14 protein-coding genes are annotated in these 20,507 nt (G+C 56.4%); 13 read left to right on the plus strand and 1 reads right to left on the minus strand.

The genetic code is table 11. The annotated features are described in order from the left end of the window. The first annotated feature begins 50 nt into the window (after positions 1-50). The 5 genes from SBL51_RS19045 to SBL51_RS19065 all read left to right on the plus strand — a co-directional run bounded on the left by SBL51_RS19045 (position 51) and on the right by SBL51_RS19065 (position 9,860). Positions 51-2,354 (plus strand): M4 family metallopeptidase, encoded by a 2,304-nt coding sequence (locus tag SBL51_RS19045; RefSeq protein WP_317932712.1) that lies wholly within the window; start codon positions 51-53, stop codon positions 2,352-2,354. A gap of 63 nt (positions 2,355-2,417) precedes the next feature. Continuing rightward, on the plus strand, positions 2,418-2,864 hold the full coding sequence (locus SBL51_RS19050) for an RDD family protein (protein WP_317932713.1): 447 nt from the start codon (positions 2,418-2,420) through the stop codon (positions 2,862-2,864). Positions 2,865-3,043: 179 nt separating this feature from the next. Then, the gene (locus SBL51_RS19055) at positions 3,044-5,092 is read left to right on the plus strand and encodes a serine/threonine-protein kinase (RefSeq protein WP_317932715.1); all 2,049 of its coding nucleotides are present in this window, start codon (positions 3,044-3,046) and stop codon (positions 5,090-5,092) included. Positions 5,093-5,289: 197 nt separating this feature from the next. Next, on the plus strand, positions 5,290-7,590 hold the full coding sequence (locus SBL51_RS19060; RefSeq protein ID WP_317932717.1) for a protein kinase domain-containing protein: 2,301 nt from the start codon (positions 5,290-5,292) through the stop codon (positions 7,588-7,590). A gap of 290 nt (positions 7,591-7,880) precedes the next feature. Next, entirely contained in the window at positions 7,881-9,860 is a 1,980-nt protein-coding gene (locus SBL51_RS19065; RefSeq protein WP_317932718.1) for a bifunctional serine/threonine-protein kinase/formylglycine-generating enzyme family protein, read from the plus strand. 224 nt (positions 9,861-10,084) lie between these two features. On the opposite strand, the gene SBL51_RS19070 is transcribed toward SBL51_RS19065, so the two are convergent. Then, positions 10,085-10,813, minus strand: a complete 729-nt coding sequence (locus tag SBL51_RS19070) for a hypothetical protein (protein ID WP_317932719.1) — start codon at positions 10,811-10,813, stop codon at positions 10,085-10,087. 276 nt (positions 10,814-11,089) lie between these two features. On the opposite strand from SBL51_RS19070, the gene SBL51_RS19075 reads away from it, so the two are divergent. The 8 genes from SBL51_RS19075 to SBL51_RS19110 all read left to right on the plus strand — a co-directional run bounded on the left by SBL51_RS19075 (position 11,090) and on the right by SBL51_RS19110 (position 20,485). Then, positions 11,090-11,974, plus strand: a complete 885-nt coding sequence (locus SBL51_RS19075) for a vWA domain-containing protein (protein ID WP_317932720.1) — start codon at positions 11,090-11,092, stop codon at positions 11,972-11,974. A 475-nt stretch (positions 11,975-12,449) separates the two neighbouring features. After that, positions 12,450-14,657 (plus strand): acyl-CoA dehydrogenase, encoded by a 2,208-nt coding sequence (locus tag SBL51_RS19080; protein ID WP_317932721.1) that lies wholly within the window; start codon positions 12,450-12,452, stop codon positions 14,655-14,657. 13 nt (positions 14,658-14,670) lie between these two features. Next, positions 14,671-15,489, plus strand: coding sequence for an enoyl-CoA hydratase/isomerase family protein (locus tag SBL51_RS19085; RefSeq protein WP_317932722.1), 819 nt, complete (start codon positions 14,671-14,673; stop codon positions 15,487-15,489). 93 nt (positions 15,490-15,582) lie between these two features. Then, entirely contained in the window at positions 15,583-16,719 is a 1,137-nt protein-coding gene (locus tag SBL51_RS19090) for an acyl-CoA dehydrogenase family protein (RefSeq protein ID WP_317932723.1), read from the plus strand. After that, positions 16,719-17,624, plus strand: a complete 906-nt coding sequence (locus SBL51_RS19095; RefSeq protein WP_317932724.1) for an acyl-CoA dehydrogenase family protein — start codon at positions 16,719-16,721, stop codon at positions 17,622-17,624. The genes SBL51_RS19090 and SBL51_RS19095 overlap by 1 nt, the downstream gene beginning before the upstream one ends. Positions 17,625-17,710: 86 nt before the next feature. Then, entirely contained in the window at positions 17,711-18,199 is a 489-nt protein-coding gene (locus SBL51_RS19100) for a PaaI family thioesterase (protein ID WP_317932725.1), read from the plus strand. A gap of 398 nt (positions 18,200-18,597) precedes the next feature. Beyond that, positions 18,598-19,014 (plus strand): hypothetical protein, encoded by a 417-nt coding sequence (locus SBL51_RS19105; protein ID WP_317932726.1) that lies wholly within the window; start codon positions 18,598-18,600, stop codon positions 19,012-19,014. A gap of 166 nt (positions 19,015-19,180) precedes the next feature. Then, positions 19,181-20,485 (plus strand): diguanylate cyclase, encoded by a 1,305-nt coding sequence (locus SBL51_RS19110; protein WP_317932727.1) that lies wholly within the window; start codon positions 19,181-19,183, stop codon positions 20,483-20,485. Positions 20,486-20,507: the final 22 nt, after the last annotated feature.

Here is a 20,507-nt window from a genome sequence, read left to right on the forward strand (position 1 = left end):
AGCAACCCACAGACCATTCAACAGCCCTAAGGAACGGGAAGATCAACGTCGTGAAAAGTTTATCGAGATTACGCTATCGCCTGGTTTTACTGGCAGTGTTAGCGGTGGCCGGCCAAGCCTGGGCGGAGGGGGAAAACGCCGATAGTCGCCATCCGGCCAGCTCGATCGCTTCAACCCATTTAGCCTTCGATAAGCAGGCGCCGGCACTGCGCAGCCAGGCGCAGATCAACCAGTGGTTGGCCGACACCCTGGCGCCGCAGCTGGGCTTGCTTGCGGGCGACCAGCTAATGGTGAGTGCCGCTGGCCGAGCGATCGGCGGTTATGCCGTCTACCCGGTACAGCAGAGTCATCAACAGCGGCCGGTGGTCGGTAACGATTCGCGGCTTATTATCGGCCCCTCCGGGCAGCCCACCTATTTTATGGGCAAACACCAGGGCTATGGTGAGGCGGCAAGTATTGCCAGCCTCTCACTGGCTGAGGCACTGGTGCTGGCCAAGCCGGTGGATACTGAAACGGTGGCTGAGCAGCTGGTCTATTGGCCGGCGGATGATGGCCGGCTGATTCTCGCCTATCAACTGACCGGTGAATTTCTGGTGGCAGACCAGATCGAGGCACAGGCGGTTTTTATCAGCGCTGAAAATGGCGAGCTGTTGCAGCGCCAGGCGCTGGAGCACACCGCTCGCGATCGCCATGTGGCCGACTTTAACGCCGCCTGCCGCGACAACGACGTCGACTCACTGGTGATGCCCGATACCAGTGGGCAACTGCAGCAGATCGCCTACGATGGTTTTTCACGGTTGGAAGGGCAGGGCAACTCCGGCTCCAAAAATGTCGACGAGGTGTACGACCTGCTCGGTAACGCCTACGACTTTATCGCCTCGGTCTACGACATGGACAGCGTCAATAACCGCGGTGCGGAGTTAACCGCCTTCACCAACGTTCGCTTTCACCAGGCCTCGCCAGATCCGCAGTGTATCGGCGGTGAGTTCAACGCCTTCTGGCGGCAGGATGTGGAATCCCTCTATCTAACCGCCGACGGCCACCGCTTTGTTGAGGTAATGGCCCACGAATTGGGCCACGGTATTATCGGCTTTGGCAGCGGCCTGGTTTACCAGCGGGAGTCCGGTGCGCTGAATGAGTCCATCGCCGATGCCATCGGCGTTGGTTTTCGCGGATGGTATGAGTTGGGCCACGCCAGCAGCAATCTGCCGGCCCATCTGCCCGATGATATCTGGCGCCTGCGTGGCCCCGACGGTGACCTGCGCAATGTTAAGGAGCCCAAGCGCACCGGCAACTACCCTGATCACTATCGCGATTTTGTCTACATGCAGGCCGACAACGGCGGCGTGCATATCAACTCCTCTATTACCAACGTCGGTTTCTACCTGCTGGCAGCGGGGGGCACGCACCCGCGCCTTGGCACTGGTCCCAGTGTCGAGGGGATAGGTCTGATCAAGGCGACCCAGATCTACGCTCTGGCCGGTGCCGCCACGCTCTTCTCCCAGGCCGATTTCAGCGATGCCCGCTGCGCCTTTGCCGAGGTGGCGGAGATGATCTACGGCGCCAACTCCAAAGAGCACCGCGCCGTGCATCAGGCCATGGATGCCATCGGTATTGCCAATGTCTGCCCGCTGGCGGCCACACCGGAGCCGCCCGCACCAACGACTACCGATACGCAAAAGCCCACCGAACCCGAACCCCAGCCGGAGCCAGAGGCAGAGCCACCCGCTGACCCCGGCCAAACACCTCCGCCGCGCACTAATCCCGGACCCAGCGGCAGTGGTGGGCTGCAACTGGATGGCCGCACCCTGGTGTTGCTGATCCTGGGCCTGGCCGGCCTGGTGGTGATCATTGTCGCTTTGGTGAAACTGCTTGGCGGCTCGAAAGAGGGACAGGATCCCTCTTACGGTGCCAACCAGCACTACCGCAATAAGCCCGCGCCTGCGCCGACTCCAGCCCCGACGCCGGAGCCCGACTATCGCGCCTCGGGCGGCAGTTATGGTCAGGTCGAGGCCACGATACCGGTACCGAACAAGGCGGGCTCGCGATTCGGCCGGCTTGAGGCGCTCGATGGCAGCGAATCAATACCGCTCTTCACCGAGCTGTTGCAAGGCCCCGAAGGGCAGGTGCTGGGCCGGGCGGCGGAGCTGGTGCATGTGGAGATGGCCAGTGACATGGTCTCCCGTCGTCACTGTCGTTTACGACTGCGCCAGGGTGTGGTGACGATTGAAGATCTCAACAGCAGCCACGGCACCATGGTCGATGGCGTTGACCTGAAACCGTTCCAGCCACAATTGGTTAGGAGTGGCCAGCTGATCCGAATCGCCGGCTACTCTTATGTATTGCACTATTAACTCGGTAAACACTTACCGCTTAATACTTATTTAACGCACAGCAGAAAATAGAAAGGAACAGCTATGGCCAGCGACGCGAACAGCAACTTCGCATACAAGTACACCGGTTTTTGGGCCAGGTTCGGGGCTTTTATTATCGACTACGTCATCCTGGCGGTGGTAACCAACGGTTTGGTGTTGGCTATATACGGGCTCGACTACTACAGTGCTGGAGAGATACGCGCCGGCGCTCTGATTGTCTCCTATTTTTTTCAGCCGTTTATTATTTTGGGATTTTGGCTCTACCGCCAAGCGACTCCGGGCAAGATGGCAGTGACTGCGAAAATCGTCGATGCCCGCACCGGCGAAGAGCCCTCCTTCGCACAATATTTTGGCCGCTTTTTGGGTTACATCGTCTCCTCGGTGCCCTGTGGTTTAGGCTTTTTATGGGTGGCTTGGGATGACCGCAAGCAGTCCTGGCACGACAAGATGGCCGGCACTGTGGTGGTGACAAAAGTGTCGAGAGTGTAAACAGAGTCTGTTTTTCGCCACTGGCAAAAAATTGGTTATTCGGTAAACGGTGTGGCTGTTGTGTTTGCGTATTTGGCCATCCAATGGCTGCACTAGCGCCCAACGGGAAACAGACAGGACAGTCGCAGGCTGGTAATTTTTTCAACTGTATTGATCAGGAAGAGAGTAGGGGATAGCAAGTGGATGACTCGGGATTAAAAAATGCATTGCCTATCGGCACGATGTTGCAATCCTATCGGATTGAAGCCGTGCTCGGTTACGGAGGCTTTGGCATCGTCTATAAGGCCGTGCATCAGCATCTCGATTCACACGTGGCCATCAAAGAGTTTTTACCTCCTGAAATTGCCGTACGCGAGGCTACCTCTGTCCACCCGATGAGTACCTCCGCCGCGGTCGATTTTGAGGCGGGGTTAAAACGCTTTCTCGATGAAGCCAAACAGCTGGTGCGCTTTAAAGCCCACAAAAATATTGTCAGCTGTCGCGATTTTTTTGAGGCCAATGGCACCGCCTACCTGGTGATGGAGTTTGAAGATGGCATGCCGCTGTCGGATCTGCTCGCCGCCCGCAAACGCAGTAACGCCCCGTTAAACGAAGAACAAATTTACTCCATTATTCTGCCCTTGCTGGATGGCTTGAAAACCATTCACGCCCAGGGGGTTCTGCACCGCGATATTAAACCGGCCAATATTTTTATTCGCCGGGAGTCCGAAGAGCCGGTGTTAATTGATTTTGGCGCTGCCAAACAGAACTTCTCCAAACACAGTAAATCCCGCGCACCCTACAGCCCCGGCTATGCCGCTATTGAGCAGATTGAGGAGGAGGGCAACCTCGGTCCCTGGACCGATCTCTACGCCATTGGCGGTGTGTTGTGGCGCATGGTCTCCAGTGAAAACCCACCACCGGTGGAGAGCCGTACCAACGCCATGATTCGCGGCAAGCCAGACCCAATGACTCCGGCTACCGAACTGGGCCGGGGGCGCTACTCGGAAACACTGCTGTCGGCCATCGACCACTGCCTGAAATTAAACGAAACCGACCGCTTTCAATCGGTGGATGAACTGCTGGCCGCGCTCTCCCGTGAGGCGGGCGCGCGGTCCACCGCACAATCGGCGCCAGAACCGGAGGCGATTCCCGCTTACTTTGTGCCGGTGGCGGAGTTTGCCCGTCAAACCCGGCAGTCCACAGACTCGGTTATCGCCTCCATTCGGGCCGGGCGGCTGGAAGCGCTTCATCAAGGTAGCGAGGTTTATGTCAAGTCCCACCACGCCAGTACTGGTGCGCAGGCTGCCTACGCGCCGCCGGAAGCCAAATTGACTGATGGCGAAGATTTTCTGGAGAGCCTGGTCGTCAAAGATCGATCCGACCAGTTGGCCACCCGCCCGGGTAATCAAAAGGCGGGCCTGGTGCTGTTTATTCTGGCTGGCGTGACGGTATTAGTTACGCTTTTGGTCGGCTTTAAGGAGACTGGCGGCTTTGCCGTCGCTGAAGCCGATGAGCTTTATGTCTATGCCAATGTTAGCGATGCCCGGGTGTGGATTGATGGTGTCGAAATGGGAGACGCCGGGCGCAGTTACTATCTGGATTCAGGTACACACGACGTGACAGTCAGCCGCGATGGTTACCAGGACTACGACGAAACCGTCTGGGTCGATGGCTATACCTACCTCGATGCCAACCTGGCGTCGGTCGCCACCGGTGCACTGGTTGTGCGTTCCAATGTCTCTGGCGATGCGGTCTATATCGATGGCGATTACATGGGCGCCACGGGGCCCAAGGCCTACTCCCTTGATCAGGGTTACCACCAGGTGAGGGTGAGCAAGACCGATTACAACGATTGGGAAAAAGAGGTGTGGGTGGGCGATTCTACGGTTACTGAAACCGCAGAGCTGACCCACCAGGGGCGGGTCTACTTTGTCAATGAGTGTACCGAGAATGTCGAAGTGGCTTTCCACTTTCAAGATGCCATCAACGGCCAGTGGTACGACGTTGGTTGGTGGAATTTTGAGCCCGACGAAGAGAATTATATGCGTGTGACGGATCTGGACCGGGTGATTACCGTGGGTGATGGCACGCTCTATTTCTACGGCCGTATCCCGGATCACGACTACTCATGGACGGGCGATTATGAGTACACCGTGGCCGGTGAAACCTTGTCGATGCGCTATCTGACGCTGACCGACATGGGCAGCTACAAAAAGCTGCGGATTACCTGCGATAACCTGGAGTAACAATTTTGGCCGCTTATGACTGAAAACATCCAGTCGGGTGGCCAATTGTTTCTGCCTCTACTATTTATTTAATTCAAGCAAAAAATTTCGGGTATCAACCTGCCCTTAGGCGGCTTATTGCCCGTTTGTTGAAACCCTGGGTGTGTTAGCACAGTGACACCCCAAAAAGCCACACAGTTACAGCAGGAGAGAGACGCTTGTCGGGTCAATCTGAACTGAAAAATGCCTTACCGATAGGCACCATGTTGCAGTCCTACCGCATCGACTCGGTATTGGGTCATGGCGGTTTTGGTATTGTCTACAAGGCCGAGCACCACCTTTTGGGGCAGCTGGTCGCCATTAAAGAGTTTCTACCGCCCGATATTGCCGTGCGCGAAGGGACCCAGATTCACCCGTTGAGCCAGGCTTCGCGCAGCGACTTCCAGGATGGCCTGGGGCGCTTTTTGGCGGAAGCCAAACAGTTGGTGCAGTTTAAAGATCAGCCCAATATTGTTAGCTGCTACGACTTTTTCGAGGCTAATGGTACGGCTTATCTGGTGATGCAGTTTGAAGATGGTATGCCGCTGTCGGATCTGCTCAACCAGCGCAAGCGCGCCAACAAGCCGCTTAGCGAAGCGCAGATTCTCAATATTATTTTGCCGCTGCTGCAGGGTTTAAAAACCATTCACGCAGCTGGGGTGCTGCACCGGGACATCAAGCCCGCCAATATTTTTATTCGTCGGGATAGCGAAGAGCCGGTGCTGATCGACTTTGGTGCCGCCAAGCAGAACTACAGTAAACACAGTAAATCGATGGCGCCCTACAGCCCCGGCTATGCCGCCATCGAACAGATTGAAGAGGCGGGTAACCTCGGCCCGTGGACCGATCTCTACGCCATTGGTGCGGTGTTGTGGCGCATGATCTCCGGGGAGAACCCACCGCCGGTGGAGAAGCGCACCAACGCCCTGGTGCGTGGTAATCCCGACCCGTTAACGCCAGCGGCGGAGCTCGGCCGAGGCCGTTACAGTGAGCCCTTCCTGCAGGCGATTGATCGCTGCCTGCAATTGACCGAAGAGAACCGTTTTCAGTCGGCGGCCGATCTGATCAACCAACTGGCCGGTGGCGCTGAACCCGTGGCGGCCGCTACCCGGCCAGCAGCTCCAGCGCCCAGCCCCAGACCGGCTGCCAGGCCTGCGCCCAGACCAGCGCCCAGACCAGCGCCGACGGCGGCCAACCCCGGCGGCAGCGGCGGCGGCAATAAAGCGGTGATCTGGGTGCCCATTTTGGTGGTGGCCCTAGCCGTAGTCGCCGCAGTGGTGTTTGCGGTGCTGAAGGGAATCGGCGGTGGCGTACAGCATCAACTGTGGGTGGAGGCTCAACCCGCCAATGCCAAGGTGGAGATTTTAAGTACCAGCGCCAGTTACCGGCCCGGTATGCTGCTTAATGCAGGCCGACACCAGGTGCGGGTCAGTGCCGATGGCTACAGCACGGCCACCGAGTGGGTCGATTTAAGTGGCGGTAACCAAACACTGCAAATAGAGTTGGCTGTGCTCGACAGTGTTGGCAGCCATCGCTTGTGGGTGGAGGCGTCACCCGCTGGCGCCCAGGTGGCGATCATCACCAGCTCAAAAAGTTACGCCGACGGCGTTGCTCTGGAGGCCAAGCGCCACCAGATTCGCGTCAGTGCCAGTGGCTATCAAACCTTTGATGAGTGGGTTGACCTTACCGACCGCGATCGCACCATCAACGTTACTCTGCAGCCGGCGGTGGCCAGCTATCGCTTGTGGGTGGAGACCACGCCTAGCAATGCCCGCATTGTGTTGCCGGATATTAAGCCCAGTTACAGTGCCGGTATGAGCCTGGAGGCGGGCCAGTACCGGGTAACGGTTAAAGCCGATGGCTACCAATCGAAAACCGTCACCGCTGACCTCAGCAGTAGCGATCAGCGTCTGCAGGTGAGTCTGCAGCAGGCGGTGCAATACAGTGAGCTGGTGGTGACCGCAGACGTTAGCGGTGCCAGCCTTTACATCGATGGCGACTACGTGGGTTATACCGGTTCCAGCCCCTATCGGGTCGGCCAGGGCAACCATGATATCCGGGTGAGCAAATCTGGCTACAACGACTGGACCAACTCCGTCTATGTGGGCAGCTCGCGGGTAAACCAGGAGGCGGAGCTTACCTTAACCGGCCGGCTCTACTTTATTAACCACTGCCGTAAAAATGTTGAGGTCGCGTTCCGCTACCGGGATGCCACCGATGGTAATTGGTATAACGTTGGCTGGTGGAATTTTGATCCGGATGAAGAAAACTATATGCGCGTTAGTGATCTCGACCGGGTGATTGCCACCAACGAAGAGTACGTCTATTTCTTTGCTCGTATTCCCGGCAACGACTACTCCTGGCGCGGTGACTACACCTACACCGTCGAGGGCGAGGAGGTGGAGATGCGGCAATTCTACCCGGATGACGAAGGGACTTATCAAAGTCTGACGGTCACCTGCGACAACCTGGACGATTAATCTCTCCCTGACCAAGGTGGTTGGATTGAAACCAATCGCCTTGGTCTGCCATCCCCTTACTGCTGGTGGCTGTTGCATCGCTAAAAGCGCTCTGCCGGTGATGACAGCTAATTGGCCAACCATGCAGCGTTGGCAACAAAAGATAATTTTGCGTGCGTTCTTTTTCTGTAGATGTCCTTCCAAACTCTGCTGTGAATAGCGCTCCAAGCCGGGCTGATAAAGCGCGGCTTATGGCGTGAGGATGGAGCATTGCCGTTTATAACGGCGCGCACACAATTAAGGAGATAAGCTTGGTTAACGAACAACATCGCCTGGCACTGAATTTTGGCAGCCTGGTGAAACAGTATCGTATTGATGAAATTCTTGGCAGCGGTGGTTACGGCATCGTCTATAAAGCGACCGATACCAACACCGGCCGGGTGGTTGCCCTTAAAGAGTATCTGCCTACGGATATCTCGGTGCGTGAACAGGCAACGGTAACGCCCCTCAGTCGCAGTGACCAGGAACTCTACGCCGATGGTTTGCAACGCTTTCTGGCGGAAGCGCGCCAGATAAAACAGTTTGGCTCGCACCCAAACATTGTTGAGTGCCTCGATTTTTTTGAAGCCAACGGCACCGCCTACCTGGTGATGAAGTATGAGCACGGCATCACCCTGGCGGAGCTGCTCAGCCGACGCGAGGAGAAGCGCGCACCGCTCTCTGAACTGCAAATTCTGGATGTGATGTTGCCGCTGCTGGATGGCATCCGCGCGGTGCACGCCGCCGGTGTTCTGCATCGCGATATCAAGCCCGGCAATATTTTAATTCGCAGGGACACCGAAGAGCCGGTGCTGATCGACTTTGGCGCGGCCAAACAGAACTACAGTCAGCACAGCAAATCGATGGCGCCCTACAGCGTTGGTTATGCGGCTATCGAGCAGGTGGAAGAGGAGGGCCGTTTGGGCCCCTGGACTGATATCTACGCGCTCGGTGGTGTCATGTGGCGTATGATCAGCGGCCGCAACCCACAGGCGGTGGAGGCGCGCTTGTCGGCCAAGATCCGCAATGCCCCAGACCCGCTGGGCAATCCCGCCACCGCGGCGCTGACGAGCTACTCCGCAGGCCTGCTGGCCATTATTGAGCGCTGTCTGGCGTTGACCGAAGAGCAGCGCTATCAATCTGCGGATGAGTTGGTAGCCGCCCTGAGCGCGCTCTCATCGGCCAGTGCCAGCCACTGGCAGCCGGCGGCGGGTTCAGCAACGGCGGCGATTGCTACTGCCGCAGCCAATTCCGTTTCAGCCAACGCTTCTTCACCCAGGCCCGCCTCAACTAACTCAGTTTCACCAACCCTGCCCGCAGCAACAGACAAGCCCTGCGCCAAGTGGCCGTTGGCGGTTGTCGCCGGGGTGGGGGTGATCACGACCATCGCCGCATTTTTTATCGGGGCGGGGTTTTGCAATTACCAGTGTGATGACCCGATCAGCAGTGGCCCGCTACTGCCGCCTATTCGCCCGGATGGCGACTACAAAATTGGCGAGGTACTGCAGGCGCGTTTAAAAGATGGCGGTGCCGGCCCACGCTTTGTGGTGTTGCCGAGCAGTGAATTTGAGATGGGCTCGAGCAACGGCGACCAGGACGAACAACCAGTGCACAGCGTAACTATCGCTAAAACCATTGCTATGATGGAGACCGAAGTGACCTTTGCCGATTACGACCGATTTGCCCAGGCAACCGGGCGGGAACAACCTTACGACGAAGAGTGGGGCCGGCAAACGCGGCCGGTTATCCATGTCAGCTGGTACGATGCCAGCGCCTATGCGGTGTGGTTGAGTGAGCAGACCGGCAATCACTACCGCCTGCCCACTGAAGCCGAATGGGAGTACGCCGCCCGTGTCGGTACCAGCAGCAACTTCTCCTTCGGTGACTGTATTACCACCAACCTGGCCAACTACGATGGCAACTACACGCTCGATGGCTGCAGTGCCGATACCGGTAACTATCGCGAGCAGACGCTCAGTGTGAAAAGTTTCGCCGCCAACGACTTTGGTCTGTACGACATGCACGGCAATGTCTGGGAGTGGGTGGCCGATTGTCTGACCAGCAATTATGACAATGCCTCAGCCGAGGGTGCAGCCGCCAGTGAGACGGATTGTGAAAACAGCGAAGTAAAGGTGATTCGCGGCGGCTCCTGGTATTTTGAACCTGGTTTTTTGCGCTCCTCTTTCCGCAATGGCTTTGAGATGGCCAACGATGACGACGATGTCGGTTTTCGTCTGGTGCAGGAGCTCTAGCTGCGCCAGGCGTAGCTAGAGCTAAAGCGTGGCAAGGAATGAAAGGAGAGAGAAAATAAGGCCCATAAAAAAACCGGTGTGGCGATAGATTGTTGGGAACATCTACGGCCCACCGGTTAACGGGGATAAATAAAAACAACGAAACTAAATAACTAACTTGATAAAACAGGTTTGGGAAAACTGGCTTGCTGCGATTGCCCTTAAAGCCCTCGCTGAGTAGGCCACTAACTGGCAACACTCAGCCAACTGCTTACATAGACGATGTTGCCAATGGTAAGTTCCGGAAATTCACGAAAATCCATCACACATTGAAAAATAGTTTCGCCGCACTCGACGCTGGCCAGGCGAAACCGGTGGCCCGTGACGGGGTTGGCCTCCAGTTCCGTCGCTACCACCACGCCACAGAATGTGGCTAGCGGAGCAAAGGCCTGACGGGCTTCGAGCACGGCATAAGGGCCTTCGGGGAAAAACGAACCTGGGCCAATGGTCGGCCCTTGATCCTCTGCGCTCATCGCCTTTTGGAAGGCAGCCAGGTCGGGCCAAACTTCACCGCCTTCCACAAACGCGGTGATTGGCAGTGCAACGGTTTTACCCAGAGTGATCTCCTGTTGCGCTTTTTCGCAATTGCCCACGGCCAGCAGCTGTGGATAGAGCAGGTGGCCATCGGGGCTCAACACATCCACCGCCAGCAGGCTACAGAACGGGCAGTGGTTGTCGTCATCGGGCAGCCACGCCTCTGGCCGAACGTTAACCGTGTGGCCGGTGCTGAGCGTGGGGATAAAGCAGCTGGCGGCCGGGTGCAGCCAGAGCTCGGCGCGGGCGGCGGGCAGACAAAACGAGGTGGGCTCGTTGGCCGGATAGGGGCGGCAGCTGTCGCCGGCCCAGACCGTCTCCATAAAGGTGATCAACTCCTCCTCGGAGTAGATGCCGATGGCAGTTAGATGGCTGGCCATGGGGTTCTCCTTACCTGATGTTCGCCGATTAATTGATGCTCTGCGTTGGATGGCCGAAACGTGAAATGCAACGCAATTTTTTTACTTAGAAAGTAACGTAACTTTTTTACTAAGCTTGAAAGGCTGCTGTGCCGATTATTTTTTTGGGGCCTGTGCCTCTGTAGAGCAGAGGGTGGCAATCGAAAGCTGCAGGTTGCAACCTACAGTCACCGCTGTTTTGTCGGTTACACTAAGCCGTTGTTAACGGATCAATGTCGTGGAATTAAGGCGTACTAGATGAAAATCAGAAGCAGGGAGATAAACGTATTCAGCATGTCGGCACTCGACCTGTTTGCCTCGGCACTGGGTGCGTTTATGTTGCTGGCCATTATGGCCTTGCCCTTTTTTCCCAATACCGGCGACTCCCCGGAACTGGTGGCCGAGGTGCGTGATGAGCTGGAACAGGCGCAAAAAGATCTGGAGGAGCAGAAACAGGTCAACACTGATCTCGAGCAACAGAACAGCGATCTGCAGCAGCAGAAAAAGGAGTTGGAGGATGAGCTCGAAGAGCAGAAGCGCAGCACTTCCAAAGTCTCCTTCCCCACCATCGATATTGTTATCGCGCTGGATACCACGGCCAGTATGGATGAGCAGGTGGCCGGTATTCGAACAGAAATTGTGCAGCTGGCCGATCTGATTATGAACCTCTCGCCGGATGCCGCCATGGGCATTATCGATTTTAAAGATCGCTGCGAGCCCCAGGGGGCCATCCGCAGCCTGGAGATTACCCCGCTCACCGACACCACACTCTCCAGCCTGCAGAATTTCGCCAACACCATGAAGCCCGGCTCATCCAACTGCAATCAGGATGTGGAAGAGGCGGTGGACCTGGCCTTGAACAAAGCGCTGGCCATGCGCTGGCGGCCGGTTACCCAGGCCAAAACCATTATTATCATCACCGACAACCCCACCTACGCCGACAAAGTGAGCGCCACCTTTGCCAGTGCCAGCCGCTTTCACGCCCAGGGCGAGCAGAATCAGGTCTCCACCGTGTTCGTCAACACCGGCTCCAACGCCAATGGCAAAACCTATCTGGAGCGGCTGGCGCGGGAGGGCGGTGGCAAGTTTGTTACCGGTGGTGGCAGTTTTACGGCCACCATCCTGCTGGCTCTGGCCGAGTAACGGTTTTCCCCCATCTTCCTGGTGGCTCGTTGCCAGTAGTCGTTTGAGTTGCCGTTTCAAAACCCAGGCAGCTGCTCGCCTGGGGTCTCTACGGGTCTGATTTTGGGCCGCTTTCAGTCGGATAACCAACACCCCAAGCACACCATTTTCACCCCTGCTGGCGGCTATTCAGCGCCCGTTGAACAGCCCTTTTCCAGCCCCTGGACAGGGGCTGGAAACTAGACACTACTGAACACCATTGTTGACTAAAAACGGCTCGCCGTTGTACCCTTAAACCCTTTCAGTGCCTAGAAAATGCGGCTACAACAGGGGTTTAAGGACAAGCTCTCCGGGCTGCACAAACCGACAAAAACAATAGCTGGTGGGCGGCTCAAAGGGTGCCAATGCAGTGCCCGAGCGCGGCGCAACCAGTAGCAATCTTTCGGCAAAGTCGTTCACAGCGGACGACCCTTTACTTACCGGAGTGTAATCGAAGATGAATTTTGAGCTTTCCGACGATCAGCGAATGATGCGTGACTCATTCGCAGGCTTCCTGGATGAGATGAGCAGCATGGAGCGCGTGCGCGCCGCTGCCGAAAAAAATGGTTTTGATGCCGAAATGTGGGCCGGCCTGGCCGAGCTGGGGGCCTTCTGTCTGCGGGTTCCGGAAGAGTTGGGTGGCTTGGGCCTGGGCGTGATGGACGCTGCGGTGCTGATGGAAGAGGTGGGTCGTACCCTGGCCTCCGGCCCGGTAGCGGAAACCCTGGTCTCTGCCCGCGTACTGATGACCCTGGCCTCCGACAGCCAGGCCGAACTCTACGAAGCGCTGATGGCCGGCTCCAAAATTGTCACTATTGCCTACCACGACGTAGCCAGTCAGCCGAAACAGTGGCTGGCCGGCGGCGCCGTCGCCAACGCTGTGATCGCCAAGAACGGCAACTCCGTTCTGCTCTACACCCTGCCCGAGACCGAGCGGTTTGAAGAGAACCTGGCCGCCACCTGTATTGCCGAAATCGATTTCGCCAGTGCCGAAGCCACTGTGCTTGGCGAGGGCCCAGAGGCTGTTGCCGTATTTGAGCAGGGCGTGGAAGAGTGGAAACTGCTGATGGCCGTGGCCCTCTCTGGCCTGGCCCGCACCGCCGTGGAGATGGCCGCCGAGTACGCCTGTGAGCGTATCGCCTTCGACAAGCCCATCGGTGCCTACCAGGCGATCTCTCACCCATTGGCCGATCTGATTACCGAGATTGATGGCGGCAAGTATGTCACCTGGAAAGCGATTCACGATATCGCCAAAGGTGTGGCCGATGCCGGTGCACAGATCTCCATGAGCCTCTACTGGAATGCCGACACCGCCGCCCGTGCGGTCACCCAATCGCTGCACACCTTTGGCGGTTATGGTCTGGCCACCGAATACGATATTCACCTCTACAACCTGCGCGCCAAAGCCTGGCCGCTGGTATTCGGCGATATCAACCGCCTGATGGAAGAGGCCGGTCGCCGCCTGTTTGCCGGTGAAGTGGCCGCTCTGCCCGATGTGGGCGAAGTGGGTATCGACTTCGACCTGGGCGAAGAGGCTGATGCCATGGCCAAAGAGCTGGACGATCTGTTCAACGAAATTTTGACCCCAGAGCTGCGTGCCAAGGCACACTACTCTTTCGATGGTTTTGACCGCGGGGTGCATAAAAAGCTGGCTGAGAACCGCTTCCTCTTTCCAGACTGGCCCAAAGAGTTGGGCGGTCGGGAAGTAGAACCCTATGTTAAATCGGCATTGATGGGCGTTTGGGAAAAACACGGTTGGACCAGCCACCCGGTGGGAACCTCAATGCTGGTCGGTACCATGATCGACAAGTGTGGTAATGACGAGTTAAAGCAAGAGGTGCTTACCAAAATCGTCAGTGGTGACGCCATCTGTAGTTTGGGCTACTCCGAACCCGGTTGTGGTTCCGACGTATTTGCAGCTAAAACCAAGGCTACGCAATTGGAAGATGGCTCCTGGCAAATCGATGGTGCCAAGATGTGGACCAGTGGTGCCAACATTGCCCAGTATGTATTGATGCTGACCCGCACCAACCCCGACGTGCCCAAGCACAAGGGTTTGACCATGTTTGTGGTACCGCTGGACTCCCCAGGTATTGAGGTGCAACCGGTGTTCACTTTCCAGGACGAGCGCACTAACGCCACCTTCTACGATGCTGTACGGGTCTCTGACAAGTACCGTCTGGGTGAGGTGAATGGCGGCGTGAAAGTGATGGCCGCAGCGTTGGCACTGGAGCACGGCGGCGGCTTTATGAAAGCCCAGCGTGCAATGTTTGAGGATGCCGAAGAGCTGTGTGCCGAAATTACCTACAACGGCAAACCGCTAATTGAAGACGTTGATGCGCAAAAACGTTTGGCCCGAGCCCGTTTGCACACCTACATAGGTGAAGTGCTGGGTAACCGTGCGCTGTGGGTGGGTGTTACCGGCCGGGAGAATAAAGCCTATGGCCCCATGACCAAGATGTTCTCCTCCGAGAAGTTCCAGTCCGACTCCCGCGACTTGCTTGATTTGACTGCTCCCTATTCACTTTCCAAACGCGAAGGCGCCGCCGGTGAAGTTAACCTGGCTTATCGTCACGCCCACGGTACCACTATCTACGGTGGTACCAGTGAAGTTCACCGCAGCATGATTGCCGAGCGTGCGCTTGGCCTGCCGCGTACACGCTAAGGGGATATCGAGCATGAGTGAAGCACCGCATTTGTTGATTGAAGCACAGGGCGCGACCCTGGTCTGTACCCTTAACCGTCCGGATAAACTCAACGCTCTGACCGGCCAAACGATGGCTCTGTTAGAAGATGCACTACACAAATTTCGTGATACCGAAGCGCTTAAGGTGATGCTGATCCGCGCCACCGGCCGCTACTTCTGTTCTGGCGCCGACCTGCGCGATAACAGTGATGGCGCGCCACAAATTGACCGCACCGGCGTTGCAATTCGTGAAAAGCATCGCCTGAAGTTGCATGGCATGCACCGCATTTACGACGAGATGGAGCACATAGAGAAGCCCATCGTGGTCGCCCACCAAGGCACCTGCGTTGGTGGTGGTCTGGAACTCTCCCTCTCTTGTGATTTCCGCCTGGCCGCCAAGAGCGCCAGCTACTCCTTCCCGGAAGGCAAGTTTGGTGTGCTACCCGCCAGTAACGGCGTTAGTCGCTTAACCCGTTACGTTGGCCCGCACTGGGCTCGCTACCTGATTATGGCCAATAAGCCGGCCGACGCTGAGCGTGCTTTGCTGATGGGCTTGGTGCACGAAGTTTACTCAGATGAGACCTTCGACGCGGATGTGATGGCCTTTTGTGAACATCTCGCCGGTAACAACGGTGAACAGATGGGTATGGCTAAGCTGGCGATTGAACTTTGCCACGAATTGGGCCGCGATCAGGCTCGTCATATTGAACGTTTGGGCAACAGCACCTTGATGCTCAACCCGGACTACCTTGCCGGTATTGAGAAATACATCTCGATGATTGGCAGTAAAGGGAAGAGCAAAGGCGAGTAAGCCGCACGCTCACATCCTCCTAATAGCAGCGCCAAACTCCGGTATCGCCGGAGTTTGGTCGCTTTAAAAACCGCTAATTCGGATTGACATCGGATGGACTTTAACTGGACTGAAGAACAGGCGGCGTTTCGTGCCACGATTCGCGAAGTTCTGGCAAACACTCTGCCGGAAAACTGGGAGCACATAGCGCACGGCCCCGCCTCAAAAGAGCAAACCATTTTTGCCAAGAAAATCTGTGCCGACCTGGCCGCTGCTGGGTTACTCGTACCTCATTGGCCCAGTGAATGGGGCGGCCGCGATGCCGATCCATGGGAAGCGTTTATCCTCGCTGAAGAGATGTGGATGGCGGGTGAACCCCGTGGTGGCCAGTACATGAACGTCAACTGGATTGGCCCAATCCTGATGAAGTTCGGTACCGAAGAGCAAAAGCAGACTCACATCCTACCCATGGCCCGTGGTGAAACCTTATGGTGCCAGGGCTTCTCCGAACCGGAGTCCGGTTCCGACCTGGCCAGCCTGCGCACCCGCGCGGTGAAAGAGGGCGACACCTACAAAATCAACGGCCAGAAGATCTGGACCTCCTACGCCGGCGATGCCGACACCTGCTTCCTGCTGGCGCGCACCTCCGACGGCAAAAACGGTATCTCCATCTTCCTGGTGCCTATGAACACCCCGGGCATCACCGTGCGCGATATTCCCTCCATTATTGGTGAGGGTGATATCCACGAGGTCTTCTTTGACGACGTGGAAGTGCACGAGAAATGGCGTTTGGGCGCCGAAGGCCAGGCCTGGGAGATTATCGGCCAGGTGCTGTCGCTGGAGCGCGTGGGCATTCCGCGTTTCTCACTGGCCTCAAAAACCCTGCGCGATGCCGTCACTCTGCTTAAGCAAGAGGGCCGCTTTGTTGGTGGCGCTATTGAGCAAGCCGCCAAGGCCCACGCAGCCTGTGAAGCCGCTCGTTGGTTCAGCTACTTTATTATCGACAAGCGCGCCAAAGGGATTCAGGCCGGGCCGGAGGCCAGCGTTGGCCGCTTCTCCACCGTTATCTGTGAGCGATTGGTCAGCGAATTTGTGGTTGAGCACATACCGGAAGCGATCAGTGGCGTGCACCCCATGCTGCTTGCCCACCACCAGCGCGGCATTGTTGCCGGTATCGCCTCTGGCGCCGCTGAGATTCAGCTCAACATTATCGCCACCCAATTCCTGGAACTGCCGAGGGAGCCACGCTGATGGATTTAACACTCAACGAAGACCAGCTCGCGGTTGAAGGCGCCATCGATAAGCTGGCCGAAGATTTCTCCTCGTCACCGGTCGACTTCCACGGCTTTGCCCTGGTTAGCGATGATCTCGATCGTGAATTAGAAGAGGGCGGTTACTTTGAAATTGCCGCAGTACCGGAGATGGGGCCACTGTCAGCGGCGGTCTCTGTCGCCCGTTTAGCCCAGTTGCCCTACACCGCCGAGGTGGCGCTCTCCATGCTGGTGCGTCCGCACCTCGACATCGAACTGCCGCGCCCCTTTGGTGTGATTGAGCATGGTCGTCCCGGCCGCTTTGTCGCCATGGCTAAAACTCTGATTATTATCGATGGTGACTCGGTCGGTATCGCCCACCCGCAAGCGGGTGATGTCGAAGCGCTGCCGGACTCCCTGTTTGCCTACCCCATGGGTAAATTGGTGGGCTCACCCGAGGTAAAAACCCTGGATGCCGAAACCGCCGCCACCGTGAAAACTTGGCTGCGCGTCTCTAGCGCCGCTGAAATTGCTGGGCTGATGCAGGCCGCCCTCGACTGCATTGTTGAGCACGTGAGTGTGCGCAAGCAGTTTGGCCGTCCGCTGGGTACTTTCCAGGCGCTGCGTCATCGCCTCTCTGAGTGCGCCGTATTAACCGGCGGTGTGCGCTGGTTGGCTTTAAAGGCTGCTTGGTCTGGTGATGCCGGTGATGCCGCCTTGGCTTGTCTGCACGCCCAGGACAGCGCCACTCGCATCATCTACGACGTGCACCAGATGAGCGGTGCCATGGGTATGACCCTGGAGATGGATCTACACCTCTGGACCTACCGCATGAAGGCCCTTATTTCTGACCTGGGTGGCCGCGGTGGCCAGGCGCAGGTGGTGGCCGAACACTGTTTCGCCTAAACCGGCAGCTTTGGCTTTCGGTTATCGGACCCGGCTGAACATCGAAAATTAGAGAGCGGACTGTGTTGCCATGGTCCGCTTTTTTTATGCACAAAAATAAAGGCAGTGATGGCATGGCTATGGTAAGTGAGCAGGAACAGTTTACCGCGCTGGAACAGGCGGGCTGGGTAAAGATGGATATTCAACAGGGGTTCACCGGTTACATAGGCCCCTATTGGCGTAAACAGGAGGAGCAGGGCACAACCATTGGCTTGTTGGTTGCCGAGCGTCATGCCAACACCCATATCGGCAGCCTGCACGGCGGCGCGTTGATGAGTTTTGCCGATATTGGCTTGGGCATGGGTGTTGTCTTCGCCATGGGTGAAAAGGCGCAACAGTGCGTTACCACAAGCCTCAATACCCAATTTGTCGGCATCGCTAAGATGGGTGATTTTGTCACCTTGCAGCCGGAGGTGGTGCGCCAAACCCGGCAACTGGTGTTTGTGCGTGGCCTGGTAAAAAGTGGTGATAAAGTGATTGCCAATGTCGATGGCATCTGGAAATTACTGGAAGGTGAATTAAAGCGGCCGGATTGATAGCCGTGGGCTGTTCAAATGGGGGGACGCGCGAAAAATAAAATGCGAACACTATTGCAGCTTAGAAAGAAGCACAATGAGCTGGCATAGGGAGATATGCGCAACCCTCTTCTACGCCTTAGGCGTCATGGCGTTGGTGGCTCTTAGCAAAGGTAGCTCCTATGGCTCTGTACCGCTATTGGGCTCCTAGGTTTTCTGCTCAGCTATCTGTTTTGGCCCAGCAGATGCCACGGTCAAGGAGACGTTGACCGTTGGGTATTTGAAGTGGTGTTTGAATGTGTAATCGAATTTCCGGTAGCGACATTTAAGTTTTTGTTGCGCGTGTTGGGCCAAGTGTTTAGCACACGGGTATCGACCTGGATATTTAACTCAGGCCCAGGTGCAAACTTGTGTAACTTTTGATTGGCAAAAAACTGATGAGCCCAAATAGCGATCCGTCTAAATTTAAATACCACAAATATTGCGTGACCGAGGTAAGCGGATTATTGGTTGCACAATCTTTGCCCCAGGGTGACATAAAACTATTTCTGTTCGACAGCAGTGCTGCCACAGCGGCTCAACTGCTGACTGAGATCATCAGCAGCCCAGCGCTGTTGCAAAATAGCAGCGAAAAAATAGAGATCAAAGACGGCGCTCTACTTGAATTCCTATTACCCCATCTACCTGCAAGCCAAGCGATAGCCGAGCCTTGTTGTTATGAAGCCCGTTTAACGGGCACCATCAATTTTGACTCCCAGCCGATTCAATTGCTGGAGATCTCCTACGCGCAGCTCATGCGCAACACTCAGGTTTTGCGATACAGTCCTGCGCAATAGCCTGCTTTTTTAATTTTAATAGCCCGTTTTTTAAACAGCAGCCTCAGCCGGTCTGCGTGGCTGCCAATAAAAACTGGTTACTTTAGAAAACTCTACTATGCTATAGCTCGCGTGCGCATAAACTCTCTGGTTTGGCGCTTCTGTCTGTTTGCTAGGAAGGCTGCTTGTGTTCAACTCCCTAAAATCACGCTTGATATTGGCGATGTTGGCCAGTTCTCTGTTGGCGTTGACTGCGGTCGCATTGGTGACTCCGAAGCTGATTGAACAGCGCTTCATCTCTGCCGCCAAAGCGCAGCACTATAAAATTTTTCAGCAGAGCATTGCCGGCTTTTTACAACAGAATCCTCTGCCACAGGATCAAGCGTGGGGCACAGAGGCTCAGGCTTATCAGTTCGCGCGTTACCTGCGTGAATACAGGCATAGCCAACCGGGGCAGAGGTCCGATTCCGAACCCGGGCTGCCACGGCCACCGGCACCCCGCTCGGCACCCTTTGAATTTATCGTGGTGGATTACCAAGGTCATGTGCTGGTGCCTAGTAAGCATTTTGATGTGGGCGAACGGCTTCATCTGGCTGATTACCCGGTAAAAGATCCGATCAAGGTTGATGGTAAAACCCTTGCCTATGCCATCACCCAGGATGCTCCCGCACTAACCGCCATCGATAAAACCTATCTGGACGTTCTGCGCACCTCGCTCTATACCGGCCTGTTGTTTGCGCTGGTGGTGATTTTGATTGTGGGTTATTTCTGGGGGAACCGGCTCTCCTGGCGTCTGCAGCAGTTAATCAGAGCGGTGGAGGGGATGGGCAATGGTCAGTTACACCAGCGGGTGGAGTCCAACTCCACCGACGAAGTGGGCGCCCTGGCAAGGGCTTTTAATCGGATGAATGAGGAGCTGGTGAATACCTACCAGCAGTTGCAGGTTTCCCACCAAACCATTGCTCAACAGGCGCGGGAGCTGAAAGAGTTGAGTATCCGCGATGAGTTGACCGGACTCCATAATCGCCGTTTTTTCAATGAACAGTTTCGTCTGCTGCACGCCAACGCCGTGCGCTATGGCCAGCCATTCGCGGTGGTGCTGGGCGATATCGACCGCTTTAAATCGATCAACGACAACTTCTCCCACAGTGTGGGTGATGCGGTGTTGCATCGGGTGGCGGAGCTTATCAGTAGCAATGTGCGAGAGGGCGATATCGTGGCTCGCTACGGCGGTGAGGAGCTGGCCATTATTCTGCCCGAAGCCGATGTTGGTGAAGCCTTTACCATGATTGAACGAATTCGCCTGCGTATCGCCGAGTTTGATTGGCAATCGCTGCAACCGGGCTTACAGGTGACCATCAGTTTTGGTTTGGCAACAGAACTGGGCAAGGATGACTGCATGACCATGCTCAATCTGGCCGACCAGCACCTCTATCTGGCCAAGGAACGCGGTCGCAACCGTTCGGTTGTCGCCCTGGCCGAAGCCGAGTAATCGCTCGCTTTAGCCACCAAGC

Source organism: Halioxenophilus sp. WMMB6 (assembly GCF_033283405.1).
Lineage (GTDB): Bacteria > Pseudomonadota > Gammaproteobacteria > Pseudomonadales > Cellvibrionaceae > Halioxenophilus.

Excerpts from the sequence above, each read along its gene's own strand:
- SBL51_RS19050 (WP_317932713.1), top strand. The coding sequence starts at position 2,418 with ATGGCCAGCGACGCGAACAGCAACTTCGCATACAAGTACACCGGTTTT.
- SBL51_RS19070 (WP_317932719.1), bottom strand. The coding sequence starts at position 10,813 with ATGGCCAGCCATCTAACTGCCATCGGCATCTACTCCGAGGAGGAGTTG.
- SBL51_RS19075 (WP_317932720.1), top strand. The coding sequence starts at position 11,090 with ATGAAAATCAGAAGCAGGGAGATAAACGTATTCAGCATGTCGGCACTC.
- SBL51_RS19080 (WP_317932721.1), top strand. The coding sequence starts at position 12,450 with ATGAATTTTGAGCTTTCCGACGATCAGCGAATGATGCGTGACTCATTC.
- SBL51_RS19085 (WP_317932722.1), top strand. The coding sequence starts at position 14,671 with ATGAGTGAAGCACCGCATTTGTTGATTGAAGCACAGGGCGCGACCCTG.
- SBL51_RS19090 (WP_317932723.1), top strand. The coding sequence starts at position 15,583 with ATGGACTTTAACTGGACTGAAGAACAGGCGGCGTTTCGTGCCACGATT.
- SBL51_RS19095 (WP_317932724.1), top strand. The coding sequence starts at position 16,719 with ATGGATTTAACACTCAACGAAGACCAGCTCGCGGTTGAAGGCGCCATC.
- SBL51_RS19100 (WP_317932725.1), top strand. The coding sequence starts at position 17,711 with ATGCACAAAAATAAAGGCAGTGATGGCATGGCTATGGTAAGTGAGCAG.